The organism is Williamsia limnetica, from assembly GCF_003217475.1.
Classification (GTDB): Bacteria; Actinomycetota; Actinomycetes; order Mycobacteriales; family Mycobacteriaceae; genus Williamsia; species Williamsia limnetica.
In genome coordinates, this window is record NZ_QJSP01000022.1 from 37,615 (window position 1) to 63,235 (window position 25,621).

Sequence of the window (25,621 nt, forward strand, 5' to 3'; positions counted from 1 at the left end):
CACAGCATTTGACCGACTATTCAGCAAGGACATCGAATGACAACCATCAACGGGCGGGCCGCCGTCTTGGCCGACTACAACGAACCTTTCGTGACACGCGAGTTCCCGGTTCCGACACCAGAGCCCGGCGGCATTGTCGTCAAGATCGACGTCGCAACTGTCTGCGGATCCGATGTGCACGTCTGGCTGGGGCACCTCAAGGACACGACACCGATCACACCGCCGCTCATCCTCGGTCACGAGATGGTCGGTATCGTCGAAACCCTCGGCGACGGCGCTGAGTTCGACAGCCTAGGTGAACGGATCGAGGTTGGCGACCGGATCGTGTGGGCCCACACCCCGTGCGGCCAATGCCGCGAATGCACCATCGAACGCCAGCCCCAACTGTGCAGCAAGCGGTACATCGCCTACCTGAACGATTGCTCTAAGCCGCCTTACTTCACCGGCTCATTTGCCGAATACAACTATGTCGTTCCGCGCGCCGGCCGATTGCGCGTCCCGGACGGGGTCCAGAGTAGGTGGGCGGCCGCCGGCAGTTGTGCGCTCCGCACTGTGATCAAGGGTGCTGAGGTGGCCGGCCCTATCGACTTCACCGATTCGATAGTGATCCAGGGCGCAGGCCCGCTGGGGCTGTTCGCAACTGCTCTGCTGTCCACCCACAACCCGCGCCAGTTGGTTGTTGTCGGAGGCCCTGAGGATCGTCTGGCACTAGCCCGCGAATGGGGCGCCACCCACACGGTGTCGATCGCCGACTATCCGACCGCGACGGATCGGATAGAACGAGTTCAAGAGATCACCGGTGGCGGCGCCGATCTTGCGTTCGAGTATGCAGGTGCCCCCGGCGCCGTCGCCGAAGGCATCGAGCTGGTGCGGAGGAACGGTCGATATATTGTGATGGGGACGCTCGGCGGCGCGCCGCAATCGGTGGATGTTGCCAAAATCGCCCACCGTGGCATCCGCATCACCGGCTCGATGAGCGGTGAGATCGGCAACTACAGAACCGCTTTGGAGTTCCTCGACAGGTTCTCGGAACGCTTTGATTGGGATCGGATGTTCGGCGCCTCGTACGGTCTCGACGATCTGGCCGAGGCGATGGACGCAATGGTGTCCATGCGCGAGATCAAGCCCGTGATCGTGCCAGGCATACGTTCCTCGGAGCCACAGCAGTCCGCCACCGCGTCCACGAGCGCACACTAGACCGCACCGCCCAATTCTATTTCCCAGTAGGAGATCTCGATGACTGATCCGCAAACGGTGTCCCCGGCCGACGAACAGGCGAGCGCCGCAGGCAAGGGTCCCTTGCGGGGCGTCAAGGTGGTCGAATTCGCCCAGGTCATCGCCGGACCGCTGGCCGGCACCCTGATGGCGGACCTCGGGGCAGAGGTGGTCCATGTCGAGGCGCCGCTGGTCGGAGACAACGCCCGGCACATGGGACCTGCAAAAGACGGGCACCATCTGTGGTGGAAAGTGCTGGGGCGCAACAAAAGATCGGTCACCTTGGACTTAGGCAACCCGGATGCTCGAAGTCTCACCGACAAACTCGTGCAGTGGGCTGATGTGGTGATCGTGACGTTCCGCAGTAGCACCGTCAAACGGTTCGGGCTGGACTGGGCGACGGTGTCGACGACGAACCCGTCAGCGATCCTTCTGCAGATCTCGGGTTATGGTGCGAACACCAGTAACCGGGACGAGCCGGGATTCGGCAAGATGGGGGAGGCACGGAGCGGTCTTGTTCACCTGACCGGGTTTGAGGACGGAGCACCGATCCACACCGGATTCTCGCATGGGGATGCAACCACCGGATTGATGGGTGCCTTCGCTGTGTCCGCGGCGCTGGTCCGTCGAAATGCCTATCCCGAGCGGAAAGGGGAGTGGATCGACCTGGCACTGTTCGAGACGCTCTTTCGCCTGGTCGAATGGCAGGTCATCATCCATGATCAGCTGGGTGCTGTACCGCAGCGGTCCGGCAACTCTCTGGCCGTCGCGCCGGCGGCGGTGATCAATACCTATCGAAGCGCTGACGACGAGTGGATAACCGTCACCTCAGGAACACTGCGTTCGGTACTGAACATCGTGCGGCTGCTTGGCCTGGACGAAGCGGAATACTCGACCAGAGAGGCTCAGCATGCCGGGCGTGGGTTTCTCGATCAGCAACTTGCAGTGTGGATATCCGAACGCAGCACATCTTGCGCGGTGGAGGCATTGCAGAGGGCGAAGGTCGTGGCCTCGAAGATCTACGACATCGAGGACATCTTCGCCGACCAGACGTACCGTGAGCGTGACGACATAGTCACCGTCACAGACGCTGATCTCGGAGATGTTCGTATGCAGGGGGTCATTCCCCACTTCGCTGTCAATCCAGGGGCAGTTTGGCGAACGGGAGCAGCTCTTGGCGAAGACAACGACTTGGTCTTCGGTGAATGGCTCGACCTCGACGACACCGAAATGGCCCGCCTGCACCAGGCAGGGGTGATCGGAGACTGATCGGACGGACCGTCGTGCACTGAAGTTACTCCGAGAGCGGCAGAATGACCTCGAATCGCATGAGTGGCGGCTCGTTTCGCGAAAGCCGCACTGATCCGCCGAACTGACGGATCAACCGTCGGATCGCCGATAGCCCGTGGCCATCGGACCGGTTGGCGGAGGTTCCGAGGCCGTCGTCGATGACGGCAACCAGGAACCGGTGATCGCCGGCGGGTTTCAAAACCACCGTCACCCGGCACGGACCCGCGTGTTTGGCCGCGTTGACCATCCCTTCCCTGGCCGCGCGTAGAGCCGCGTCGGCCACTTGTGGGGCGATGTTCTCCAACGTGGGGAAGTCGGCGTCGTTGATCTCCAGCCGGATTGGGATCTGAAACTCTTCTTCGACCTGCGCTACCACGGATCTGAGTCGGTCGACCAGAAACTCCGACTCAGTGACAGTTAGATGGTCGATGGAGTCGCGCAGAGCCAGCTCGCTGCGTACGAGCAGTTCGCGGGCGCGGTTCACCGGCGCGGCTGCCGCGTCCGTGGCATCAAGATCTTCTGATAGCGACTGCAATGTCAACTTTGCGCTGAATAGGATCTGCGCCACGTGGTCATGCAGGTCGTCTGCAATTCGTTGACGTTCCTGGACCCTGGCCACGTGCGCTTTTCCAAGTTCGTATGACTCGGTGGCCCACGCGAGTGCGATGACGTTCGTGAGTCGCTGAATGGACCATTGTTCAGCTCTGGAGAAGGGCACGCCGGGGATGCGAAGAAGCGACAGTGTGGCCTGCCGTTTTCCACCGACAACGACCGGGACGTGTACGGCAGAAGCGCCGGCGTCGCCGACGCCGACCGGCCGGAGCAGTTGCAGCCAAATGCGGGGCCGATTTTGAGGCGCTTCGCGAACGAAGTCCTCAATCGCTTGATCCGGCACATCCGACTTGCACGAAAAAATGCGAGGACTCTGGTCGGAGGCGAACGAGATGGCCAGGGCAACGCACCCGGCAGCCTCCTGGTAGCGGCGAAGTGGCCCGGCCGCCACATGTTCGAGTGTCCTGCCCCCGGCGATGGAACTTGCGGTTTCAGCAACGATCTTGGACAGCGCTTCGCTCTTACGTAGCGCCGTTCGTCGTCGCACATGCTCGACCGCCGCTGCTACGAACGGGGCCAGCGTCTCCACCTGGGCAAGATTGGCGGGGATGAATCCAGAATGCCTGTTCGCTACGTGAAGGACTCCGTTGCTGACTCCCCCGGTCACCAACGGCGCGGTGAGAAGTTGGTCGATACCGAAGCCCCGCATCCACCCTTCGAAACCGGGAATCTCACCGACCGCGTCGTTCGTGTAGTACGCCTGGCCGGTACTGATCACCCGGGCCGCTCCGCTGCGACGGTCCGTCGCATCCACCTGCGAGGAAGCAACCATGTCCGCTGACGCGCCGAACGATCCCGGTACGAGCTGCAAGTAGCGTTTCGCGTCGGACCAAATCGCTATCCCAACGCTCTGCGCACCGACAATCGGGAGCAAGGCGTCTGAGATGCCCTGCACCACGTGATCGTACGTGCTGGCGTTCAAACCGACTTCCGCGAGAACTGCAGTCGCGCGGCGGAACTCGGGCAAGGGCACAAGTCGTTCCACCATGCCTCGAGCGGCGAACTCGTCGTCGGCCGGCATGTTCTCACCAACGGTCGCCATGGCAACCCTCACCGACAATCATCGGCCTGGTTTCGAGTAATAGTCCATCTGCTTGATGGTAGTCAGCGTGCTGTCGAGGGTGGCGGTTTCCTCGTCGTAGTAACAAAGGCTGGCGATAGTGTCAGCTGGTCAGTGACGTTGCGGCGGAACTATCGTCGTAAGCAATGGCGGTCACCGACCTTGTGTCGGGACCTGTGACACGTTACGAGCTCAGCGAGGTAGTGGAGATGCACACCAATTCCGAACCGACTGTCAACCACATTACCAAGGAACACGCGGAGTTCTCATCTGAAGAACTACGCGCGGTGATGGGCAACTTTGTCTCGGGCATCGTGGTCGTCAGTGCGATGAGTTCGCAGGGGCCTGTCGGATTCACCTGCCAGTCCTTCTCGTCGTTGTCCCTCGAGCCCGCGCTGGTCTCTTTCAGCCCTGCGCGGACCTCCTCAACCTGGCCGCAGATCCGGGGATTGCGGAGTTTCTGCGTCAACGTCCTCGCCGCAGAACAAGAAGCGCTGAGCAACCAGTTCGCGAAATCGGGCACTGACAAGTTCGCCGGCGTGCAGTGGCGACCGGCGACAACCGGGGCGCCGATGCTTGCCGGGTCGCTCGCGTGGATTGTCTGCGAACTGTGGGCGGAGTATGACGGCGGTGACCACACGATGGTGGTCGGAAAAGTTGTGGAAATGGAGGCGGCTCAGGGTGGTTCAGCTCTGACCTTCCATCGTGGAAGGTACGGCGTCACCGCGGGCAATTGAATTCGTATGAAATTAGTGCGGCGGCGGTGCACCGGAGGCGCCGCCGCTGCGTCAACTCGCCACCGTGAATGTTCAGACGGGACGACCTCGGAGGGTTGGTCGCGGGGTTGCACGAAGTGGCTCTCGCCAGGGCACGTACTCCGTGCAGAGATTTGATCTCCAGCGGCTTCCAGGCGAGCGTGATCCTACTGTTGAACTTCTGTGCCCGAGACGGTCAGGTCAGCCCGATCGAGGGCGCGGGGACTGCCCTCGATCGGGCGCGCACGCACATGCTGCGCGCGCAGGCCACAAGCCCGATCGTATCGGGCGTCCGCCAGCGGTCGCCGAAAGCTAGTCCGGCTCCACTGATGGTGGTACTACCCCTTGATGTCTGCCCCAAGGTCGACGGGCAGGGGAACCCCTGTGATGTAGCGTCCTTCGTCGGAGGCAAGGAAGACGATCGCGTTGGAGATGTCCACCGGTTCGACCCACGCGACCGGCATCGTGTGCATGGCCATCGACGGACCCTTGATGTCGTCGACGGTCGGGTTCTCCACATCGGGGGCGAACAATTTGTACACGTAGTCGTTCATCAACATAGGGGTGTTGACCTGGGTCGGGTGAATGCTGTTGACGCGGATCATATCCGGTCCCAACTCCAAGGCCATCGCTCGCATCAGCCCAACCAGACCATGTTTCGCCGAGACGTAGTGTGCGAGACCTCCGATGGCGTGCAGACCCGCCGCGGAACTGGTGATCGTGATCGAACCACCCCCCTGCTTCTGGAGGTGGGGGACCGCTACTTTGCAGGTGTTCCACACGCCGGTCAGGTTGACGTCGAGCATCTGCTGCCAATTCTCGCGCGAAAGGCTCTGCACAGGGCCGTACCCGGAGATCCCTGCGTTGGCGACGACGATGTCGAGGTGGCCGAGTTCCGCGACTCCATCAGCGACCACCTGTTTGAGATGCTCGTCGTCGCGGACGTCGGCCTTGACCGCGATGATGCGACGATCCAGGGCCTCGACCAGGGACGCTGTTTCTTCGAGGTCCGCTTCGGTGCCCATGGGATAACCGACGGTCTCGAGTTGGTCGCAGATGTCGACGGCGATAATGTCGGCTCCTTCTTCGGCCAGTCGGATCGCATGGCTGCGGCCCTGACCGCGTGCCGCTCCGGATACGAATGCGACTTTGTTTTCTAGGCGTCCCACTGTTTTCTCCTTGCTCGTGACCTGCTCACGTCCATGTGGAGGGAGCGTGTACTGCCGACCTGCGCCGGGCATCCTGTGATGGACACTACGCACGGGCGAGCCGGGCGAACAACTGGCGGAACTGACAGCTGGACAGTGACTTTCGAGTCGTGCGAGGGTCGACTGCCGAACCTTCCGCGCACGGCGGTAGGGCAGCGAGAGCCTGAGGTGCTATCCATGAAAGCAGTAGTGTTCGACGCATACGGTTCGGCAGATCGCCTCGGCGCCGCCGAGGTGCCGGACCCGGCGGAGCGATCCGGATGGGTCACCGTCGAGCTGCGCGCCAGCGCGCTGAACTGGCACGACGTGCTTGTGCGGCAGGGGCGATATGGGTCGCCGCTACCACACGTACCCGGTGCGGACGGAGCCGGAGTCCGGGTCGACACCGGCGAGCCCGTTGTCATCTTGCCCTCGCTGTTTTGGGGTACTGATCCCGCGGCCCCGGGGCCGGACTTCGAAATACTGGGGGACCGGACCCGGGGAACCTACGCAGAACTCGTGTCAGTACCCGCCGAGTGCCTTGCGCCCAAACCCTCCGGCTACAGCTGGGCACAGGCCGCGGCACTGCCTCTCGTTGGTGTTACGACCTATCGAGCCTTGTCGACACGCGGACAACTCCGTCCAGGTGAGAGTGTGTTGGTCATCGGCGCCGGTGGAGGCATTGCTACGTCCGCACTCGCGATGGCCCGCGCGCTGGGGGCGAACGTGTGGGTTACGGCATCGAATCAGCAGAAGCTGGACCGGGCAGTGGCCTCCGGTGCGGAGGGAGGTGTCATCCATTCCGGTCCCCAGTGGGACGGCGACGCCAAAGCTCTCTCACCTAGCGGGAGAGGCTTCGATCTGGTCCTCGATGCAGTCGGTCTCTGGGACAGGTCAGTGCAGACTCTTCGCCCGGGGGGACGTGTGGTCGTCTTGGGCGCCAACGTGGCGTCTACGGCGACACTCGATATCAGGCACTTCTTCTTCGGTCAGTTCGACATCCGCGGTACGACGATGGGCAGCCCCGCAGACTTGGCCGGCCTGCTGCGTCTTATCGACGGCGGCACTCTTCCACCGCCTGTGATCGACACCGAGTTCGACCTCGCCGATGCCGCCGACGCGCACCAGCATCTCGAAGCCGGCACTGGGGTAGGAAAAGTGGTGTTGACGATGAACTGATCCTGTCACCCGTCCCGTCAGCCATGCGCCGCAGCGCACTAACTCATATGTCAGTGGTGGCGATCACAAGTTCGTAGTGTCATAGAACGAAGTAATTCGGCGGGCCCGACGGCAAACACCTGTCGCCACGGCGAGCCAGAACAGACATGAAAGGTTGCTCCCCAAATGCGTCCACTTCGATTCGGCGTTGAGATTTTTCCGTACCACTCACCGCTGCACAACCCAACGCTCCAGTTCGAAGAGGACATCGATCTCGCTGTCCACCTCGACCGCCTCGGCTTCGATGAGATGTGGTTCGGTGAGCATCACTCCACAGGCTGGGAGACCATCGCCTCTCCAGAACTGATGGCCGTGGCCGTCGCCGAACGCACCAAACACATCAAGATCGGCCTCGGAGTTACCTCGATCCCGTATCACCACCCCTTCATGCTGGCCGACAGGATCATCCAGCTCGACCACATCACTCGAGGACGGGTCATCTGGGGGATGGGGACCGGTTCGGTCGCCCAGGATGCCTCCATGCTCGGTCTCGACACCCGGGAACTGCGACGGATGTCCGAGGAAGGCGTCGAGGCCATCGCCCGCTTGCTCGAATACGGCGATCCGGTGACACGCAAGACCGACTGGTTCGTCATGAACGAGGCGGCACTGCAACTGCGTCCGTACAGCCGTGATCTTGACATCCGAGTCGCAGGAATGATCTCACCCAGCGGCCCCAGGCTTGCTGGTAGGCACGGGCACGGACTCTTCCAGTTCGCAGCGATGGGCGAAGGCGTGTTGTCGAACACTTGGAACGTGTGGGAGGAGACCGCCCAAGAGTACGGTCAGGTCGCGAGCCGTGACCGGTGGAGTTTGCTGCACCACATCTACATCGCCGAGACCGAAGAACAGGCGCGGGAAGACGTCAAGTGGAACCTGCGAGGTGTCTTTGAATCCCTGCAGAGCACTACACCCCTCATCCGCGGCGATGTGCCGTCCGACCACGACGGATTGGTCGATGAGCTGAACAACTTGATGGTGATCGGGACGCCTGAAATGGCGATCGAGCGTTTGGAAACTCTTCAGCGCCAATCCGGCGGTGTCGGCACCGTCATCATCGGCAATCTCGAAGCGGCGGAGCCGGAGAAGGTCAAGAAGTCCTTCGAATTGTTTGCCCGCCACGTGATGCCGCACTTCAACGGGCAGAAAGATCTCAGACTCCAGGCTGTTGCGCGTAAAGAAGCGTTCGGTGAGAACGCTTCCCGTCTCGCCGAGGCCCAAGCAAATGCCGCCGCCGAGTACGAGGCGCACAAAGCTGTTCGAGATATCAAGGTCTAAGAGGATCAGCCAACAGGAGGTTCTAATGTCAGTCGTGCGCCAGAATGCAGTTCCCCAGAATGATCTCGAAAAGCTCTCTCTTGAGTTCTTCGACGCATGGTCCAGATCTGATGTGGAGGAGCTGCTCGCCTACTTCGCGCCGGACGCCGTTTATCACAATGTGCCGCTGGAGCCACTGAAAGGAACCGGGGAGATACAGACGTTCCTCGAAGGGTACTTCTCCGCGGTTCACCTGGAGATCGTGACGCCGCTGCTCGCCACAGTTGGTTCCACAGTTCTCAGTGAGCGGATCGACATCTTGACGGTCGCTGGACGTCCTCCGTTTGACCTGCCAGTCGCCGGCGTCATGACGTTCAACGACTCGGGGGCGATTAGCGAATGGCGGGACTACTTCGATCTGGGTGCCGCCGAGCGCGGCACCGGGATGATCTTCTAAATCGATAGCCCGCAAACCTCTGTAAGCAGCGGTCACCGGTAGGACCGAGACGCTGTGCCACAAACTTTTAGCCGTGAGCGATTCGCTCACGGCTAAAAGTTGTTACTATAAAACCTCGGTCGTTTCTTGCGACGCTCATGTCGGAACAGCACTTGATACCGACGTTGCCAGCGGTGAGACTTTCGCTCTCGACACTAGTGCTTTGGACAGTTATGCCGGAATACGTAGGGACCTATTTTCGTGTTATGACTCATTCACCTTCAACGGCCGACGCGAAGCGTCGACCGACTGAGATCGTCGACGTGGTCGTTGTCGGCGCAGGATTCGGCGGACTATACGCGCTAAAGCGCATACGGGATGCGGGCATGTCGGTTCGCGTCTTCGAGGCCGGATCCGGCGTCGGTGGCACGTGGTTTTGGAACCGGTATCCTGGCGCTCGTTGCGACATTGAAAGTGTCGACTATTCTTATTCCTTTTCCGAAGATCTGCAGATTGATTGGAATTGGACAGAAAAATACGCCAAGCAATCCGAAATTTTGGCGTATCTGAACCACGTCGCCGATCGCTTCGACCTCCGCGGCGACATCGTTTTGAACACCCGCGTTCTGTCGGCCCATTTCGACGAGGCAGGAGCGATGTGGAGCGTGACGACGTCCGACGGCAGGACGGTCTCGGCCACCTACTGCGTGATGGCCTCCGGGGTCCTGTCGTCGATCAAGGAGCCAGACTTCCCCGGCCTGGCCGACTTCAGTGGCGATGTCTACCAGACGTCGCGGTGGCCTGATGGTGGCGTCGACTTCTCAGGCCGGCGAGTTGCCGTCATCGGAACCGGCTCGACTGGCGTGCAGGCAATTCCTCTCATCGCCAAGCAGGCTGCGCAGCTCACCGTGTTCCAACGGACGCCCAACTTCAGCGTGCCGGCCAGGAACCGGCCACTGGCCGCGGGCGAGCTTGATCAAGTTCGGGCGACCTACGCCGAGCGGCGTCAGTCGGCTCGGATGTCACTGGCTGGATTTCCTGAGGTACCGAGCCCCGGGAGGGCGGTTGACCACACCCCCGAGCAGCGGCAGGAAATCTATGAGGCGGCTTGGGCTGCGGGTGGCGGGCCCCGGCTGCTGCGAGCATTCAGCGACATCGGGACCAGCCCCGAGGCCAATGCTTCCGCGGCGGACTTCATCAGGAGCAAGATCGCCGAGATAGTGAAAGACCCGGACACCGCTGATCGACTGAGCCCGAAAACGTATCCGCTCGGCACCAAGCGCATCTGTGTGGACACGAACTACTTCGACACCTACAACCGGCCGAACGTCACCCTCGTTGACGTCATGGCCGACCCGATCGTGGAGTTCTCTCCCACCGGTCTGCGCACTACCGGAGCCGAGTACGATTTCGACGCAGTGGTCCTCGCTCTAGGTTTCGACGCCGTCACCGGCGCGCTCATGGAGATCGACATCAAGGGACGCGACGGTGAGAAACTGACCGATCGCTGGAAGCATGGTCCCCGTAGCTACCTCGGAGTCGCGGTTTCCGGCTTCCCGAACCTGTTCACCGTGACAGGGCCCGGCAGCCCATCGGTCCTTGGCAATGTCGTCACCTCGATCGAACAACACGTCGACTTCATCACCGACTGCATCGAGTTTGCCAATCGCAAAGGCCACGACATCATTGAGGCTGCCGATGCCGCTGAGGACAGTTGGGTCAGACACGTCGCGGAAAAAGCTTCGGAGAGTCTCATCTCCACCTCGACCACCTCGTGGTACCGCGGAGCAAACATTCCGGGCAAGCCGCTGGTCGTGTTGCCGTACACCGGCGGTGTGGGAACTTTCCGAGAGATCTGTGAGCGTATCGCGCGCAATGACTTCGAAGGATTTCTGTTCGGTGCAGCTAAAGACTCGTTGGATGACTTGGCCGACGACACCGTCGCCGAGGCCAGACAATGGCGATGAGCGCCGCGCCACTGCGGTCGATGCTGTTCATTCCTGCCAACAGGACCAAGCTGTTCGGCAAGGCCGTCAAATGTGGCGCGGACGGCGTGGTGTTCGATTTGGAGGACGCGGTTCCCGCCGCGGAGCGCGCAAGTGCGCGGGCAGAGGTGCGCGAGCTGATCGGCTCTGTCAGCGCGAGCGATCCATTGATCTTCGTTCGTATCAACGAAGTTCACACGCTGGCGGCGATGCAGGATCTCGCTGCCGTGGCCATCCCCGGTCTTGCTGGAGTTCTGATACCGAAGGTCGAGTCGTCCAAAGACGTCGTCATAGTCGATCAAATGCTCACGTGGCTCGAGGAGTCTGAGGGCGTCAGACAGGGGACCGTCAAGATTGTTCCGATTCTTGAAACTGCCGCCGGAATGCGTTCGGCGTTCGAGATCGCGATCGCCAGTGACCGCACCGCTTACATGGGTGGGCTTGGGGTCAAAGGTGGCGACGTAGAGCGATCGATCGGGTACCGGTGGTCGGCCACAGGAGAAGAGACATTGCACATTCGAAGCCGCATTCTCGTCGACCTGCGCGCGGCCAAGGTCCCCAATCCGATGTCAGGTCTCTGGTCTGATACCACGGACCTGGATGGTCTCGAGGCCTTCGCCCAACAGAATCGGTCGCTGGGCTACGAGGCGATGCAGGCAATCCACCCTACTCATGTTCCGATCATCAACCGGGTCTTCAGCACAACGCCCGAAGAATACGAGAACGATCTCCGGCTCATCGAAACAGTCCGCTCGGCCGCGGCGGCGGGATCGGGCGCCATCGTCTTCGACGGGCACATGGTCGACGAGGCCATGGCGGCACGTGCGAAATTTCGTGTCGAACAGTACCGGCGCCAATCCGGTTCAGAATCCACGCCACAACTGGGAGATGGCAATGAGCTCAATACATGAGAATCGCCAACCATATCTAATCGGTCTAGAGGTCCCCGACTCGTCGGGGACGTGGTCGCACGATACGTGGCAGCTGTTGTCGCGGACAGCAGCGCGGTCTATCGACCGGTTTGGTGATGTCACGCGCGCGGCCGCAGCGACTCTCGGCGACGCACAGAAGCTGGGAAGCCGGGGCGCGATAGCCCACAAACCCGCCGTTCTTGTTGATCTCCACGTTGTCGTCGCCGACGATGCCGGCACTGCCCGCAGGTGTGTTCGCGACAATGCCGTCGTCGGCCTGACGGCTGCATCACGGCCTTCGATCGGCTACGTCGGAACGTCGGCGGGGCTAGTCGGCCTCATCACCGACATGCACACTCTCGGTATCTGCGATGGTGTGACCCTATTGGTCCCGCCGCTCGATCCGGTCCTTGCTGTTGTTGCCGATTCGGTGCTGCCGAGTCTGCGTGCGAGCGGTGTGGTTGATCTGACGCGTGATTCTTTCACCATCGTGTCGGCCCTGCGCGCAAGGTGGCTGGCGGAGGACACTCGCAACAGTGTCTGTGTTTGAGACTTTCTCTCAGCGTGTTTCGGCGCCCATCCTGTGACTCGGGATGGGCGCCGCGTTTGTTTGCCGGTTCGCTCTATGCCGAAGGCCCCGGTCACACGAGGTCCTCGGTCAATCTGAGATTGCGACGATGACCGATCATTGAGCGGTCCGCAAGAGCTTGGCTGTAGCAGCGGCCCAGATTGTGTCCCGGAAACCTGGAGCGCGGGCTCGCTGTCGAAGTTTGACCGGCAGCACAGGAAGTCTGAGCACCGCAGACGCAGTCGCTGCGTCCGGGCAACTGTTGGCAAATATCGTGGCAGTAAGGACCTATTCGAGTAGGGGGGCCGGCCTCTGTATCTGGGCGGCTCAGTGCGTCGAGCCGCCCCGGGGTTTCCGGGGCGGCTCGAGGCGTTCGACTGCTAGCGGTTGGACCTGCGCATCGCCGTCGAGAGTGCGACGGCGATCAGCAGCACGCCACCATTGACGATGTTGGTCCAGGTTGGCGGGAGGCCGCCGGCGATCAGAGCTTGGCTGACCCACACCACGAAGATTCCGCCCGCGAGCGTTCCCCATACGGTGAAGCGACCCGTCGAGAACACGACGGTGGACAAGAAAGCGGCGGCAAACGCCGGAAGCAGGTATGCGCCGGCGATATCAGGCGACGCAGAACCCTGGGTGGCACTCAGCACGACACCCGCCCCGGCGGCCAGCACGCCACCGAGTACGAACGCGCGGATGACGACGCCCGACGTGCGGATACCGGCCAGTCGTGCCGCGATGGCATTGGAACCGCTTGCCTTGAGGTTGCGACCGTAGACCGTATAGTCGACCAGGGTCCACAGCAGAACGCCGACGACCAGAAGCAACCCGACAAGCCATGTGATCCCGTCGAGCACCGAACTCAGACCCAACGCGAAGAGAATCGCGGCGACCGCGACCACGGCTACTGCGCTCGCTGCCGTCCACGATGTGGCGGACAGTGATTGGGGACGGGCGAGCCGCAGCTTGTTGAACACCAATACCATCAGAAGTGCGAAGACGACGGTGGGCACCCAGAAGGGGAGCTTGGAGGTGAAGGCCCCCAGCGTGGTGAACCACTCCGGGATGGGAGTGGAGTCCGCAGTCGGAATGATCGCTGCGCCATCGGAATACACGCTCGACAAGCCAAGCAGCACGCCGCCGGTGCCGAGCGTGGCTATGAAGGCGTTGACCTTTAGTTTCTCGACCAGCAAACCGTTGATGAGTCCCCCGAGTGCTCCGACGCCCAGGCAGATTGCGATCACCAGTAGGAACGGAAGCCCCTGATCGGCTCGCAAACCCACAGCGAGGAAGGCGCACAACGAAGCCATCGACGCGACGGAGAGGTCGAACATGCCACATACGAGCGTGGTCATCGCGGCCAGGCCGAGGAGCAGCAGTGGAACGCTTTGGTGGATGTTGAGAATGCGGGCGTTGACGTCGAGAAACTTGCTGCCCAGCCACAATCCGAAGATGGCAAAGATCACCAGGAACGCCACGAACGTGAACGACGCCTGAACCACCGGTATGTTGACGAGCCGGCGAAACGCAGATGGCAGTGCGTGTGTTCCCGCGGTCTCTGTTGCTGTCTTCGCGGTAGCCTTCTTGTCGGTTGTTGGGGTCTCCGGGGGTGAGACGGTCATAGGATTTCCTCCATGAGATCGGCGGACTGACCGTTCAGGCGCCGCGGTTCTGAAATAGCGCCGTCTGTGATCACGCTGACGTGATCACAGAGGGCGAAAAGATCTTCGGCATCGGAGGTGACCACTAGAACAGCGGCGCCCTCCGACCGAAGTTGATGGACGAGCCGGTAGATATCCGCCCGGGCCGCGATGTCGACGCCCCGTGTTGGCTCGCAGAGAACGTAAATGTCCGCTTGGGTGAACAAGGCTCTAGCAAAGATCACCTTCTGCTTGTTGCCCCCGGACAGCACTCCGAACTCGGCGTCCGCGCGACCGGGGACCACCTCGAGCGAGGCGATCATGTCCTGGCTGTCGGTCTTTTCGCGTTTGGTATCCAAGATGCCCAGAGCCCGAACCCAGCGCCGCAGTGACGAAATGGTCGAGTTCTCTCGCAATGACATCGCCGCAAAACCGCCCTGGGTCTCCCGGTGAGGAGGGACTAGCGCAGAGCGAGCGTGGTCGCGGACCATCCGGGTCCCCGAGTCCGGGCGCAGCGAACCGTGCGCAAGGTACGCGACATCGTGCAGGCCTGATCCGGGCAGGCCGGTGATGCCCAGAACGTGTCCGGCCCGAAGTTCGAGATTCACCGGACCGACGTGCTGCCACACCGCGTCACGGAGGGTGAGTACGACCTCACCGGGACCGTTGTCGTCGCGGTGGTCGGTGGAGTCGGCGGACTCGACGACGTCGTGCTCGTGCTGTGCCAGCAGTCTGACCAGCCCGGCACGCCCGAGGCCATTGGTCGGTTTGTCGGCCGCGATCCGGCCGTCGAGCAACAGTACAACCCGATCGGTTGCTTCTAGGATCTCTCCCAGCTTGTGACTGACCATGACCACCGTTGCACCCTGGGCGACAATAGATTTCAGAGTCTCGATCACCTTGGCCGCATCGCGTGGTGCCAAGGTTGAGGTCGCCTCGTCGACGAACAGCAGTCTTGCTCCCTTGGAAAAAAGCCGCGCGATGGCGACCAGTGTCTTCTCGCCGGGTGACAGTTCGCCGACCTTCGTCGAGACCGGAACGGTCAGTCCGATGGCGGCCAGCGACTTGGCAGCGGACTTGTTCTCACCGTGGTGATCGAGGATAGGGCCGAGCAGGCGGATCGGGGGCTCGCCCAACCGAAGATTCTCCGACACCGACAGGTCGTCGACCAGTCCGAGATCTTGATGGATGAATCCCACCTCCGCCTGCCCACCAATGTTCGCGACCGGCTTGCCCCCGAGTTCAATCGTTCCACTCGTCGCCGAATACACGCCATCGAGGATCTTGACCAGTGTTGACTTGCCCGCGCCGTTGGGGCCCATCAGTCCGACGAACTCGCCGCTCCGGACTTCCAGGTTCAGATCGGCGAGTACTTTCGCAGACCCGAACGACTTGCACACATTCGAGATCTTCAGACTGGGTGCAGTCTTGTCCGCATCCACGTCAATCTCCTCGATGGTCGTCATCCTTGCCTCAGCCCTTGCCCCACAGAGTGGTGAACTGTGCTTGCCAGTCACCAGCGGGAGCGAGATACGGGGTGTACTGCTCTGCGTTGTCGGCGGTGATCAAAACGCTTGGCAGATCAGACGACTCCCATAGCGGCAATCCGGCTTTCGACCGGGCGATCTGGTCGAGTGCGCCCCAGGTCGCGAACTCGTACGGCTCACCGACGGTGGCGCCAAAGCCACCTTTACCGCTGCGCAAGATCTCGACGGTGCTCGTGTCGGCGTCATAGCCGTTGACGGTGATCCCTTCGACACCAGTCTGGGTCAGAGTGTCGAACATCGGCTTGGCAAGTCCGTCGTAGTACGCGACGGCGTCAGTGACGCTTCCCGCATTGGCGGTCAAAAACGACGACCACTGGGGAGGCCCCGGCAGAACCGAATCGGCCGACGGGATCGTGAGGCTCTCGACAGAGCATCCTGGGCAGTTCGTGTCGATCACCGATTTGAGGCCTTCGGCGCGCTTCACGGTCTGCGGTGCGGCCGGTTCGACCGTGCTGAGGATCTTGCTCTTGCCTTCCGAACTGGCGATCAGGTACCAACCCATGTATTCGCCCTGCGTCTGGAAGTTCACCGCGACATCAATGACGCCCTTGTCTCGGTATTCCTGACCGGAATCGCACATGACGCAGGCGACTTTAACTCCGGCGGTAAGGGCACGGTCGATCGAACCCTTGATGGCACTGACGTCGACCGCGATCATGACGACGCCGGTCGCCTTCGCTTGCACCGCCTGGTCGACGTATCCGCCCTGGACGGCCGGCGAGAACTTGCCGTCGAAAGGACCCAGGACGTTCCAGCCCATGACGCCTGCGGCGACCTGCGCGTTCTTGGCTTGTTCGGCGTGGATCGGAGCGGTGAAACCGCCGCCGAGAATCGCAACCGTTCCGGTCCCCGGAGTCACAGGCTCGGTCGGCATGGGGAACTTTTGGTCCAAAGCGGAGAACTTCGTGACGTTTTCTTTGGCGGTCGCAATGGTTTCGGGCGAGGTGGTCCCGCCGCCGCCTCCACCGCTGCCGCCGTCATCGGAGGAGCAGGCGCCTACTAAAACTGCCGTTGCAGTTGCCAGGGCCATCACCCCCATCGTTGATGTCTTCCAGCGCATTGAGAACTCCTCTGGTTCAATCCGCCACTCGGGCGGTGGTGACAAACGTTGTCGCGTTGAACGTAGGGACCAGCGGTGATGTGCCACAACTGACAGATACGACAGGAGAGTGACGACTGTCACGAATGGGGGGCTGGAAGTGTGTCTTCGAGATTTCAACCGAGCCAGATGCCCCGGATGCAGATGGTGTGCGCGACTGGCGGATACGTCAGTTGGCCACATCACTTGTTGAGCGAAGACTGAAGGCCGTCACAATCTGTCAAAGCCCGGTCGTCCTGAGGGTCGATCGAGAGAATCGGGAGTAGCACCGTGGGACGCCTCGAAGGTAAAGTCGCCGTCATCTCTGGAGCAGCTCGCGGGCAGGGCCGAGCCCACGCCGAGACCCTGGCCAGAGAAGGCGCGGACATCGTTGCATTCGACATCTGCGCCCCGCTGCGACACCCTTTGCACCCCGGTGCGACTGAGGAAGACCTGGCCGAGACCGCCCTCCTTGTGGAGAAGCAGGGACGCAAGTGCCTGACTGCAAAGGTTGATGCGCGGGATCTGCCGGCACTCAAGGAACTTGCCGATCGCGCCGTGGTCGAGCTCGGCGGAATCGACATCCTTGTGGTCAATCACGGCATCTGGAGTGTCTCGCCCAATTCGTGGGAACTGCCCGAAGACGATTGGGACGAGTCCATCAGTGTGCTGCTGACTGGAGCGTGGAAGACGACGACTGCGTTCATACCGAAGATCATCGCCGGCGGCAAGGGCGGCGCAGTTGTGGTCACCGGCTCGACCAACGCCGTGCAACCCCAGCCGTCCGCAGTCTCCTACACCGCCGCCAAACACGGTCTCATGGGTTTGATGAAGACTCTGGCTGTAGAGCTGGGCGAGTACAACATTCGCGTGAACGCCGTCAACCCCGCCGCCATCCACACCCCGATGGTGTTCGAGGGTGGCACCCTGGAACGAGCGCTCGAGTTCCGGCCCGAGTACATCGGCCACGCCCGAAATGTCATCCCCATGCCTGACGGAGACGGATGGGCATCACCCCAGCGTGTCGCCGATGCAGTTGTCTGGCTCGTGTCCGATGAGGCCAAGTACATCACCGGCGTGATGTTGCCCGTTGACGGTGGCTGGGCCATGTCCTGACCGGTGTTCCGGTCAACCTGTAATCGATGTCCACCCCGATAGGACCACGAGCAACGTATGAGCGAGACCAGTGTATCCACCGACGTGTTGTGGGCGCCAACTGCCAAGCGTCGTGCGGCGTCCAGGATGGCAGTATTCCAGCGGTGGGTCGACGACACCAAAGGTGTGAAAACCACGGACTACCAATCCCTGTGGAAGTGGTCGGTGAGCGACGTCGGCGACTTTTGGTCGGCGATCTGGGAGTTCTTCGACGTCAAGGCATCGGTCGCGCCCACCGACGTGGTGGCCGTATCGGCGATGCCTGGTGCGCGCTGGTTCGAGGGTGCGCGCCTGAACTGGGCCGAGAATCTGTTGCGAGCGGCAGCTACGCGTCCCGATGATGTTGCGATCAAAGCGGTCTCGGAAGATGGTCTCACTGTGGCGACAACGTGGTCGAAACTCGAACAACAAACTGCCAACCTTGCCGACTGGCTCCGCACAGAGGGTGTCGGGCCCGGGGACCGGGTGGCCGCTGTGTTGCCGAATATTGCACAGACCGTTGTGGCGCTTCTCGCAACAGCCTCCGTCGGAGCCATCTGGACGTGCTGTGCACCGGATTTCGGTTCAAAAGGGATCATCGATCGGCTGGAGCAGACCCGACCCAAAGTGCTGATCGGTGTTGACGGTTACATATACAACGGTAAGAAGGTTGGCCGTCTCGACGTTTTCGCAGAGGTGGCGACCGCGCTCACAGCGGAGAAGGTAATTCTGGTTCGCAATCTCAACGACGAGACATCGACCTTCGATGGCGTCACGGAGTTCGCGCATCTGGTAGAGGGCGAGGCCTCCCCGCACTACGAGCAGGTGCCTTTCGATCATCCGCTATGGATTCTCTACAGCAGCGGGACAACGGGCAAACCCAAAGGGATAGTCCATTCGCACGGCGGAATTCTGTTGGAGTCACTTAAGGCCAACGCACTTCACTACGATCTCGATGAGTCCGATAATGTGTTGATCGCGGCGAATACCGCGTGGGTGGTGTGGAATATGTTAGTCGACTCCATGTTCAGCGGTGCGTCGATCGTGGTGTACGACGGGAGTCCCACCGCCGCCGGACCAGATACCATGTTCAGGCTCATCTCCGAGCACGAGGTCACCAGATTCGGGACGGGCGCCGCGTACTTGACGTTGTGCGAACGAGCCGGTGCAACCCCGGGCCAAGATTATGATCTCGTCGGTTTGCGATCGATTCTGAGCACCGGTTCGCCTCTCCCGCAGTCCACTTATCGCTGGATTTACTCAGCAGTGTCGGCCGACGTGCACCTGGGATCTGACAGCGGCGGGACCGATGTTGCGACTGCTTTTGTTGGGGCCAACCCGTTTGATCCAGTCCGTGTCGGCGAGTTGCAGGGTGCATGCCTGGGGTGCGACGTGCAGGCCTGGGATTCGGAGGGACAGCCCGTCGTCGGGGCTGTGGGAGAAATGGTGATCACACAGCCAATGCCATCGATGCCGGTGTCGCTTTGGAACGACGCAGATGGAGGGCGCTATCGAGATTCCTACTTCGACATGTACCCGGGCGTGTGGCGCCAGGGTGACTGGATCACCATCCACGAATCTGGGGCGAGTGAGATACACGGACGTTCCGACTCCACGATCAATCGGGGCGGGGTTCGCATGGGGTCCTCAGACATCTACGACGCGATCGAGGCTTTGCCAGAAGTCGCAGCATCTCTTGTCATCGGCGCAGAGCTACCTGACGGCGGCTACTTCATGCCGCTCTTCGTTAGTCTGATCGAGGATGTCGAACTCACCGAGGCTCTGGTTGATTCGATCAAACAATCCATCCGCCAGGGGGTGTCGCCACGCCATGTTCCCGACGTGATCGTCAGCGCGCCTGGAATTCCACTGACACGGACCGGAAAACGCTTGGAAGTGCCGATCAAGAGGCTGTTTCAGGGTGCTCCTGTCGCCAGCGCAGTCAACCCTGCAACCGTCTTGGACACGGAGATTCTGCAGTGGTACATCGATTATGTCGAGAAGTATCGTGCGGAGACGCTGAACGTCTCAGGCAGTGTCGGTAGCGGCGACCCTCAAGTGAGTTCCCCACGTTAGATATCTGAAAGTGTTTGTTGCGGTGCAAATCTCGCATCGGAGTCATCGAACGTGACGATCAAGGAGTAACGCGTGAACAGAAATCCGGACGTTGATCCAGCACGATTCCCCGTGCTTCGCTGGACTGCAGATGATGGTGTCGAGATTGCTTATGTGCGACAAGGGCATGGCGGTGTACCACTACTCCTTCACCATGGATGGCCAGGCAGCAAGCGTCTATTCTGGCGTAACATCCAGCCACTAGCGGACGCGGGTTTCGATGTGATCGTCCCCGATGCACGCGGATTCGGTGAGTCGTCTATACCAGAAAGCCCCGAGACGTATGCAGACATCGCCCTCAGTGCGATCGACGCTCACGGACTTCTCACTTCGCTCGGAATCGGTGAATGTGTGGCTGCCGGTGGTGATTTTGGTGCGGGCGTTGTGCAAGACCTCGCCGCTCGGTACCCAGGATTCGTCAAGCGGATGATCGTATGGAACGGCGTAACACCTGCAGTCGATGATCTCTACGCGGCGGCAGGACTTCCGACCGATCAGTTGGCAGAAATACAAATGATCAGCGACCACCTCACAGACAACGGACTCCACGCCGACGACGTCTGTGCCGGACTGGGGTCGAACCAGGCGCGGCGTGAACACGTTGGCGGATACTTCACAGAGCGGCCATGGCGGGTCGGAAATGATCCACTCAGACTATCGGCGCCAGGCGCATTCTCGGAAGATCAGCTCGACTTCCAGCTTGAAGCGTTTGGCGATGAGAGCCGGCTCAGGGCCACTCTTGGCTACTACGAGGGCCTCTTCCATCCCGAGTTCTGCAAGACGCCTACCTTGTTGGCCGAGCCTGCCCGAGACACCGAGACGCTGATCCTCTATGGAGTCGAAGACCAGATCGTGCACCCGCTGCTGACGAAGCGCCACGCCGTTGCTTATCCGCGCCACGTAGGCCCATTTCTGATCGAGGACTGCGGCCACTTTGTGTCGTGGGAGGCCTCGGACGTCTTCAACTCTGCGGTCATCTGCTTTGCTCGAGATCTGTTAGCAGCCAGGGGAGTTGCATAAGCGTTGCGTGATGGGTGATCTCGTTCGAAGGCCCGGCTGCCGAGGAGCAGCGAGGACACGGGCATCGAGGTCACCGGACCAGTTTTAGGTGGGCTCGGCTCTTTCGATGTGTCGACTGCCTCCGTCTGCTGTTTTGGCCTCGTTGTGCAGTCGTTACGCCGTCTGCGCCGCCATTCGGTGTCGCCATGCCATGAGGATGGGGACGACTCCGACTTCGAGTCCGATGGCGACCATCGCGGCGGGATGCGGTTTCCCCGATTGGTGCCAGGACAGCAGCCGTGCCATGCCGCCGACGAATATTGTTCCGAGGGCGGCGGTCACCACCGGTGAGGTGTCGGCCTTGTCGAGTTGGGACCAGATGATGGGTCCTGCGGCCGCCTTGAACACGTTGGCGTAGCGCAGTTCCGCGTCGATGGTGGCCGAGACGTCGTGGGGATTACCCGGCGCGCCCTGCGCACCGCGCAGTATTTGGAGCGCGCCGCTGAGGGTGGGCGCTGCTGCGGACGCCGCGAGCATCCACTGCAGTCGCCGGCGGCTCGTGTCAACGTCGTCGCTGGTCATGAGTTCTCCTCAGCGACCGTGGTCGGTTCCGGTGGTTGCCACGGATTCGAGCACGATGACTGGTATTTCGCGGTCGGTCCACTGCTGATAAGAGTCGAAGTCGGCGTACGTCTCGACAAGATGCGGCCACAGCCGAGCGCGTTCGCGGGGGTCGGCGAGATGCGCTCTGACGGAGCGACGCCTCGATCCGATGGTGATGTGGGTCTGCGGATGGGCGATCAGGTTGCGATACCACTGCGGGTGTTCGTCCCGGCCGCCCGCTGATGCGACGACGATGACGTCGCTCCCGTCGGCCATGTACAGCAACGGGGTGGTGAAGGTCTTGCCGGTTTTTCTACCGACGTGGTCCAGCAACAACGTCGGTGCGGGCTTGCGGAATGCTGCGCCGATCCGCAGGTTCTTCCCCAGACGGCCTCGGCTTGCGCGGTAGGCGAAGGTGTGGAACCGACTCGCGTAGCGGGTGATGATCAGAGTCGCCCTGGAATTGAGCCGTTTCGGTTTCTGCGGTGACATCAAGCTGTCCTTTCAAGCGGGTGAGGGATTACCGGGTGGTGGCTGCTGCCAGGACTCGGTCGGTGACGGCTGTGGGTGTCAGTGCTGCTACGGCTTTCTGTACTCGGCTGGCGGTGTCGAGGAGATATCGCCGTTTGGGTCGTGATGCGGTGAGTGCGTGTTCGACGGCTTTGCTGACGCGTTGGGGGTCGGCGGCAATCTTCTGCATGCGGCCGAGCAACTTTCGGCTTCCGCTGAGGTGCGATCTGTAGAGTTCGCGGATGTCGTCGGTGAGTCCGGCGGTCATGGCGTCGTAGTCCTCGAGCATGCCGCCCCACATGTCGGTGCGGATGGGGCCGGGTTCGATGAGTGAGACCGGGATTTTCCATGGCCGCAGTTCCATTCGCAGGGCGTCTGCGAGTGACTCGATTGCGTATTTGGAGGCGTTGTAGGCGCCGGTGCCGGGGGTGGTGATCAGGCCGCTGACCGAGGACATGAACACGATTCGTCCGTGGCCGGCTCGCAGGGCGGGCAGGACGGCTTGGGTGACGGCGATCTGGGAGATGACGTTGATGTCGAGTTGTGTGGTGAGTTGGTCGGTCGTGAGTCCTTCGACCGGTCCGCTGACGATGATGCCTGCGTTGTTCACCACGCCCTGTAGTTCGTTCGGCAGCTGTTGGGGGAGTGCGGCGATGGCGTCCTTGTCGGTGATGTCGAGGGCGATCGCGTTGACGTTGGGCATTTGATCGAGCCGGGCAAACGCCGGTTCGGAGCGGGCGGTGGCGTAGACCGTCCATCCGGCGGCGCTCATGCGTTCGGTGATCGCGAGGCCGATGCCTCGACCGGCTCCGGTGACGGGAACTGATGGCATGGCGAACCTTTCGTGGTGGGTGGTGAGCTCGGCGAGGGCAGATCTCAGTTCTGGGTGATGACGACCTTGCCGGCTTTCGTCTTGCCGGATTCGACGTAGGCGAGTGCTTCGACGGTCTTGTCGAACGGGAATGTGGTGTCGATGACGGGCCGCAGGTGGCCGGCGTCGTAGAGTTCAGCCAGTGTCCGGAGATGCTCGCCGCTGGCTTGCATGAAGAAGAACGAGTATCGAACGCCTCGTTTCTTTGCAGCCGAACGTACTTTGCGGCTGAGTAGGGACAGGATGAGTTTGAAGGGTGCGGGGGCGCCGAGTTGGGTGGCGAATCTGGCGTCGGGTGGGCCGGTGACCCCGAGGGCGAGGCCGCCGGGGGCGAGGACGGTCAGCGTTTTCATCAGGTTGTCGCCGCCGACGGCGTCGATGGCGAGGTCGTAGCCGGAGAGCATGTCGGCGAAATCGGTGGTGCGGTAGTCGATCACGACGTCGGCGCCCAAGCTGGTGACCAGTTCCGTCGACGCGCTCCCGGCGGTGGTGGCGACGTGGGCGCCCAGGTGTTTGGCCAATTGAATGACGGTGGATCCGAGGCCGCCGGCGCCGGCGTGGACGAGGACTTTCTGCCCGGGCTTGATGTGGGCGCGATCGACGAGCATCTGCCATGCGGCCAGGGCGACGAGCGGTACCGCGGCCGCTTCTTCGAACGACAGCGTTTTCGGCTTGTGGGCCGCGTCGTCCTGGTGGATCGCGATGTATTCGGCGAAGGTTCCGATCCTCAGGTCGCGGGGGCGGGCGTAGATTTCGTCGCCGATGGCGAAGTCGGTGACCTCGGTACCGATGTCGGTCACGACGCCGGAGACATCGTGGCCCAGGATCACCGGCATCGGATATTTGAGGAGTTGTTTGAACTCGCCGCTGCGGACCAGTTGGTCGAGTGGGTTCACGCTGGCGGCAACTACTTTGACGTAGATGTCACGCGGCCCGACAGTGGGTGTGGGTACCTCGGCGGCGTGAATCGGGCCCTTGTATGAGTCGATGACGAACGCTTTCAACGGATTCTTCTTTCTCGAGTTGGTTCGATCTGCGGCATCAGGTGTTGTCAGGGCCGTCGAGGAATTCAAGGACCTCCGGGACGAACCGGCGGTAGTGCTGGAAGACGCCGCCGTGGCCGGAGTCGGGATAGATCACGACTTTCGCGTTGGGCAGTCGGTTCGCCAAGTCCACCGAGTGTTCGCTGGCCACCATCACGTCGTGGTCGCCGTTGGCCACCAGGACCGGTTGGGTGATCGTGGTCAGGTCATCGGGTGCGGCTTTGCCTCCGGCGATGATGGCCCGCAGCTGCGCCAGTCGTGCCTGCAGGGAGATGGTGTCGTCGCGGTCGGTGGTCCGCTGCGCAAGACGGTCGAAATACTCCGCTGCAGCCCGTTTGCCGCCGGGGGTGCGCGGGAAGAACAGGTAGTTGCGGGCATCTTTGCGGGTGAGTGCCGCTTTGAGGTAGGCGCCGCCGACGATGGTGGCCATCTTGTCGATGCCGCCTCCTCCTCGCGGTCCGGTGCCCGCCAGCACGATTCTGCGGACCAGGTCGGGGGCCTTGAGCGCGACGACCTGGGCTACACCACCACCGAGGGAGAAGCCGAATACGTCGACCTTGTCCAGGCCGAGGGCGCGGATGAAGGCGATGGCATCTGCGGCCATCTCATCGATGCTGCCCGGAACCTTCGATCCGGATCCGCCGACGCCGCGGTTGTCGAAGGCGATGACCCGGTGCTTGTCAGCGACGCCGTCGATGACCTGGGGATCCCAGTCGTCCAGGGTGGCGGTGAAGTGGTGCAAGAACACCACGGGCACACCGCCGGTGGGGCCGAGTTCACGGTAGACGAAGCGGACACCGTTGACGGTGATGCTCGTGGTCGGGGTGTTCTTCCAGTCGGTCATGCCTGGGCTCCCTCGGGGGTCGAGTGCAGATCGGGGTACAGGGCTTCGATGGGCCCGCTCAGAGCTGCCTTGACCATGCCGGTCAGCTCGTCGCCGAGAACTTCGTATCCGCCTGCCGCGACGGTCTCGTACACCTGCGCCACGAGATCCTCGGGCCGCAGTTTGGGGCCGCCCGCGTGGGCGGCCATGGCGGTGTCGACGTAGCCCATGTGCACTCCGACAACGTGGACGTCGTGGGGCGCGAGTTCGAGGCGAAGCGAGTTGGTGGCCGACCACAGCGCGGCCTTGGATCCGCTGTACACCCCACCGAAGGCGTTCCAGCTGGCCACGGAGTGGATGTCGATGAGCACCGCGCCGGGTGCCGCGATGAGCGCCGGCGCGAACGCCTTCGCCAGTAGGACGGGCCCGAAGAAGTTGGTCTCCATGCCCGCACGCAGATCGGTCTCTGACAGCTCGAGGTAGCTCGCGGTTGGCGGGATCACGCCGGCATTGTTGATCAGCACTGTCACATCGGACGCGATCTCGGCAGCTGCGGATATCGATTGACCGTCGGTGACGTTGAGGTGCAGCGCAGTGATGCGGTCGTCTTCCCATGTGCGTGGAGATCGCGCCGCCGCGTACACCTTCCGTGCGCCGAGAGCGAGAGCTTGACGTACGAAGTGCTGACCGAGTCCGCCGTTGGCGCCGGTGACCAGGACGACGGAATTGTCGAGAGTTGCCATGACGGTTCTTTCTGTGTGAGC

Annotated in this window: 23 protein-coding genes; 12 read left to right on the forward strand and 11 right to left on the reverse strand. The window is 61.8% G+C overall.

Annotation, left to right across the window (positions count from 1 at the left end; translation table 11 throughout):
* Positions 1–36 precede the first annotated feature (36 nt).
* Complete coding sequence (locus DFR67_RS26530) at positions 37–1,197, forward strand: zinc-binding dehydrogenase (RefSeq protein WP_110472473.1); 1,161 nt, start codon at positions 37–39, stop codon at positions 1,195–1,197.
* A 39-nt stretch (positions 1,198–1,236) separates the two neighbouring features.
* On the forward strand, positions 1,237–2,484 hold the full coding sequence (locus DFR67_RS26535; RefSeq protein ID WP_110472474.1) for a CaiB/BaiF CoA transferase family protein: 1,248 nt from the start codon (positions 1,237–1,239) through the stop codon (positions 2,482–2,484).
* Positions 2,485–2,509: 25 nt separating this feature from the next.
* Here DFR67_RS26535 and DFR67_RS26540 read toward each other — a convergent pair whose 3' ends face one another.
* Positions 2,510–4,159 (reverse strand): GAF domain-containing sensor histidine kinase, encoded by a 1,650-nt coding sequence (locus tag DFR67_RS26540; RefSeq protein ID WP_110472475.1) that lies wholly within the window; start codon positions 4,157–4,159, stop codon positions 2,510–2,512.
* 227 nt (positions 4,160–4,386) lie between these two features.
* Here DFR67_RS26540 and DFR67_RS26545 point away from each other — a divergent pair, with 227 nt between their 5' ends.
* A complete protein-coding gene (locus tag DFR67_RS26545) occupies positions 4,387–4,914 on the forward strand; it encodes a flavin reductase family protein (RefSeq protein ID WP_110472507.1) in 528 nt (175 codons plus the stop codon).
* Positions 4,915–5,270: 356 nt separating this feature from the next.
* On the opposite strand, the gene DFR67_RS26550 is transcribed toward DFR67_RS26545, so the two are convergent.
* Entirely contained in the window at positions 5,271–6,101 is an 831-nt protein-coding gene (locus DFR67_RS26550) for a mycofactocin-coupled SDR family oxidoreductase (protein ID WP_146240546.1), read from the reverse strand.
* A gap of 216 nt (positions 6,102–6,317) precedes the next feature.
* Here DFR67_RS26550 and DFR67_RS26555 point away from each other — a divergent pair, with 216 nt between their 5' ends.
* The 6 genes from DFR67_RS26555 to DFR67_RS26580 all read left to right on the forward strand — a co-directional run bounded on the left by DFR67_RS26555 (position 6,318) and on the right by DFR67_RS26580 (position 12,476).
* Positions 6,318–7,298, forward strand: coding sequence for a quinone oxidoreductase family protein (locus DFR67_RS26555; protein ID WP_110472477.1), 981 nt, complete (start codon positions 6,318–6,320; stop codon positions 7,296–7,298).
* A gap of 165 nt (positions 7,299–7,463) precedes the next feature.
* On the forward strand, positions 7,464–8,615 hold the full coding sequence (locus DFR67_RS26560) for an LLM class flavin-dependent oxidoreductase (protein WP_110472478.1): 1,152 nt from the start codon (positions 7,464–7,466) through the stop codon (positions 8,613–8,615).
* On the forward strand, positions 8,563–9,051 hold the full coding sequence (locus DFR67_RS26565; RefSeq protein WP_110472479.1) for a limonene-1,2-epoxide hydrolase family protein: 489 nt from the start codon (positions 8,563–8,565) through the stop codon (positions 9,049–9,051). Before DFR67_RS26560 ends, DFR67_RS26565 begins: the two co-directional genes overlap by 53 nt.
* A gap of 245 nt (positions 9,052–9,296) precedes the next feature.
* Positions 9,297–10,997, forward strand: coding sequence for a flavin-containing monooxygenase (locus tag DFR67_RS26570; RefSeq protein WP_110472480.1), 1,701 nt, complete (start codon positions 9,297–9,299; stop codon positions 10,995–10,997).
* Entirely contained in the window at positions 10,994–11,926 is a 933-nt protein-coding gene (locus DFR67_RS26575) for an HpcH/HpaI aldolase/citrate lyase family protein (RefSeq protein ID WP_211325168.1), read from the forward strand. Before DFR67_RS26570 ends, DFR67_RS26575 begins: the two co-directional genes overlap by 4 nt.
* Positions 11,910–12,476: a hypothetical protein gene (locus DFR67_RS26580; protein ID WP_146240547.1), complete on the forward strand. Its 567-nt coding sequence runs from the start codon at positions 11,910–11,912 to the stop codon at positions 12,474–12,476. The genes DFR67_RS26575 and DFR67_RS26580 overlap by 17 nt, the downstream gene beginning before the upstream one ends.
* A 398-nt stretch (positions 12,477–12,874) precedes the next feature.
* Here the strand turns inward: DFR67_RS26580 and DFR67_RS26585 are convergent, their stop codons facing one another.
* Genes DFR67_RS26585 through DFR67_RS26595 form a run of 3 tightly spaced genes read right to left on the reverse strand, consistent with a single transcriptional unit; the run spans position 12,875 to position 16,741 of the window.
* Positions 12,875–14,116, reverse strand: a complete 1,242-nt coding sequence (locus DFR67_RS26585) for an ABC transporter permease (protein ID WP_110472483.1) — start codon at positions 14,114–14,116, stop codon at positions 12,875–12,877.
* The gene (locus DFR67_RS26590; RefSeq protein WP_158540048.1) at positions 14,113–15,576 is read right to left on the reverse strand and encodes a sugar ABC transporter ATP-binding protein; all 1,464 of its coding nucleotides are present in this window, start codon (positions 15,574–15,576) and stop codon (positions 14,113–14,115) included. Before DFR67_RS26590 ends, DFR67_RS26585 begins: the two co-directional genes overlap by 4 nt.
* 31 nt (positions 15,577–15,607) lie before the next feature.
* Positions 15,608–16,741, reverse strand: a complete 1,134-nt coding sequence (locus DFR67_RS26595; RefSeq protein WP_158540049.1) for a sugar ABC transporter substrate-binding protein — start codon at positions 16,739–16,741, stop codon at positions 15,608–15,610.
* Between the two features lie 309 nt (positions 16,742–17,050).
* On the opposite strand from DFR67_RS26595, the gene DFR67_RS26600 reads away from it, so the two are divergent.
* The 3 genes from DFR67_RS26600 to DFR67_RS26610 all read left to right on the forward strand — a co-directional run bounded on the left by DFR67_RS26600 (position 17,051) and on the right by DFR67_RS26610 (position 21,028).
* Entirely contained in the window at positions 17,051–17,875 is an 825-nt protein-coding gene (locus DFR67_RS26600; RefSeq protein WP_110472486.1) for a mycofactocin-coupled SDR family oxidoreductase, read from the forward strand.
* 57 nt (positions 17,876–17,932) lie between these two features.
* Positions 17,933–19,969, forward strand: coding sequence for an acetoacetate--CoA ligase (locus DFR67_RS26605; protein WP_110472487.1), 2,037 nt, complete (start codon positions 17,933–17,935; stop codon positions 19,967–19,969).
* Positions 19,970–20,122: 153 nt separating this feature from the next.
* Positions 20,123–21,028 carry an alpha/beta hydrolase gene (locus DFR67_RS26610; protein WP_245938186.1) on the forward strand — a complete coding sequence of 302 codons (906 nt, stop codon included), beginning with the start codon at positions 20,123–20,125 and terminating at the stop codon, positions 21,026–21,028.
* Positions 21,029–21,181: 153 nt separating this feature from the next.
* Here DFR67_RS26610 and DFR67_RS26615 read toward each other — a convergent pair whose 3' ends face one another.
* Genes DFR67_RS26615 through DFR67_RS26640 form a run of 6 tightly spaced genes read right to left on the reverse strand, consistent with a single transcriptional unit; the run spans position 21,182 to position 25,600 of the window.
* Entirely contained in the window at positions 21,182–21,589 is a 408-nt protein-coding gene (locus DFR67_RS26615; RefSeq protein ID WP_245938185.1) for a DUF4345 domain-containing protein, read from the reverse strand.
* Positions 21,590–21,598: 9 nt separating this feature from the next.
* A complete protein-coding gene (locus DFR67_RS26620; RefSeq protein WP_110472489.1) occupies positions 21,599–22,102 on the reverse strand; it encodes a nitroreductase family deazaflavin-dependent oxidoreductase in 504 nt (167 codons plus the stop codon).
* Between the two features lie 28 nt (positions 22,103–22,130).
* Positions 22,131–22,952 carry an SDR family oxidoreductase gene (locus DFR67_RS26625; protein WP_110472490.1) on the reverse strand — a complete coding sequence of 274 codons (822 nt, stop codon included), beginning with the start codon at positions 22,950–22,952 and terminating at the stop codon, positions 22,131–22,133.
* 44 nt (positions 22,953–22,996) lie between these two features.
* Positions 22,997–23,995 carry an NADP-dependent oxidoreductase gene (locus DFR67_RS26630; RefSeq protein WP_110472491.1) on the reverse strand — a complete coding sequence of 333 codons (999 nt, stop codon included), beginning with the start codon at positions 23,993–23,995 and terminating at the stop codon, positions 22,997–22,999.
* Between the two features lie 37 nt (positions 23,996–24,032).
* A complete protein-coding gene (locus DFR67_RS26635) occupies positions 24,033–24,878 on the reverse strand; it encodes an alpha/beta fold hydrolase (protein ID WP_110472492.1) in 846 nt (281 codons plus the stop codon).
* Positions 24,875–25,600: an SDR family oxidoreductase gene (locus tag DFR67_RS26640; protein WP_110472493.1), complete on the reverse strand. Its 726-nt coding sequence runs from the start codon at positions 25,598–25,600 to the stop codon at positions 24,875–24,877. The genes DFR67_RS26635 and DFR67_RS26640 overlap by 4 nt, the downstream gene beginning before the upstream one ends.
* Positions 25,601–25,621: the final 21 nt, after the last annotated feature.

What these genes read in the sequence shown, in the direction of transcription:
- DFR67_RS26530 (WP_110472473.1), top strand. Translation starts at nt 37, where the DNA reads ATGACAACCATCAACGGGCGGGCCGCCGTCTTGGCCGACTACAACGAA.
- DFR67_RS26535 (WP_110472474.1), top strand. Translation starts at nt 1,237, where the DNA reads ATGACTGATCCGCAAACGGTGTCCCCGGCCGACGAACAGGCGAGCGCC.
- DFR67_RS26540 (WP_110472475.1), bottom strand. Translation starts at nt 4,159, where the DNA reads ATGGCGACCGTTGGTGAGAACATGCCGGCCGACGACGAGTTCGCCGCT.
- DFR67_RS26545 (WP_110472507.1), top strand. Translation starts at nt 4,387, where the DNA reads ATGCACACCAATTCCGAACCGACTGTCAACCACATTACCAAGGAACAC.
- DFR67_RS26555 (WP_110472477.1), top strand. Translation starts at nt 6,318, where the DNA reads ATGAAAGCAGTAGTGTTCGACGCATACGGTTCGGCAGATCGCCTCGGC.
- DFR67_RS26560 (WP_110472478.1), top strand. Translation starts at nt 7,464, where the DNA reads ATGCGTCCACTTCGATTCGGCGTTGAGATTTTTCCGTACCACTCACCG.
- DFR67_RS26565 (WP_110472479.1), top strand. Translation starts at nt 8,563, where the DNA reads ATGCCGCCGCCGAGTACGAGGCGCACAAAGCTGTTCGAGATATCAAGG.
- DFR67_RS26570 (WP_110472480.1), top strand. Translation starts at nt 9,297, where the DNA reads ATGACTCATTCACCTTCAACGGCCGACGCGAAGCGTCGACCGACTGAG.
- DFR67_RS26575 (WP_211325168.1), top strand. Translation starts at nt 10,994, where the DNA reads ATGAGCGCCGCGCCACTGCGGTCGATGCTGTTCATTCCTGCCAACAGG.
- DFR67_RS26580 (WP_146240547.1), top strand. Translation starts at nt 11,910, where the DNA reads ATGAGCTCAATACATGAGAATCGCCAACCATATCTAATCGGTCTAGAG.
- DFR67_RS26585 (WP_110472483.1), bottom strand. Translation starts at nt 14,116, where the DNA reads ATGACCGTCTCACCCCCGGAGACCCCAACAACCGACAAGAAGGCTACC.
- DFR67_RS26595 (WP_158540049.1), bottom strand. Translation starts at nt 16,741, where the DNA reads ATGCGCTGGAAGACATCAACGATGGGGGTGATGGCCCTGGCAACTGCA.
- DFR67_RS26605 (WP_110472487.1), top strand. Translation starts at nt 17,933, where the DNA reads ATGAGCGAGACCAGTGTATCCACCGACGTGTTGTGGGCGCCAACTGCC.
- DFR67_RS26615 (WP_245938185.1), bottom strand. Translation starts at nt 21,589, where the DNA reads ATGACCAGCGACGACGTTGACACGAGCCGCCGGCGACTGCAGTGGATG.
- DFR67_RS26620 (WP_110472489.1), bottom strand. Translation starts at nt 22,102, where the DNA reads ATGTCACCGCAGAAACCGAAACGGCTCAATTCCAGGGCGACTCTGATC.
- DFR67_RS26625 (WP_110472490.1), bottom strand. Translation starts at nt 22,952, where the DNA reads ATGCCATCAGTTCCCGTCACCGGAGCCGGTCGAGGCATCGGCCTCGCG.
- DFR67_RS26635 (WP_110472492.1), bottom strand. Translation starts at nt 24,878, where the DNA reads ATGACCGACTGGAAGAACACCCCGACCACGAGCATCACCGTCAACGGT.
- DFR67_RS26640 (WP_110472493.1), bottom strand. Translation starts at nt 25,600, where the DNA reads ATGGCAACTCTCGACAATTCCGTCGTCCTGGTCACCGGCGCCAACGGC.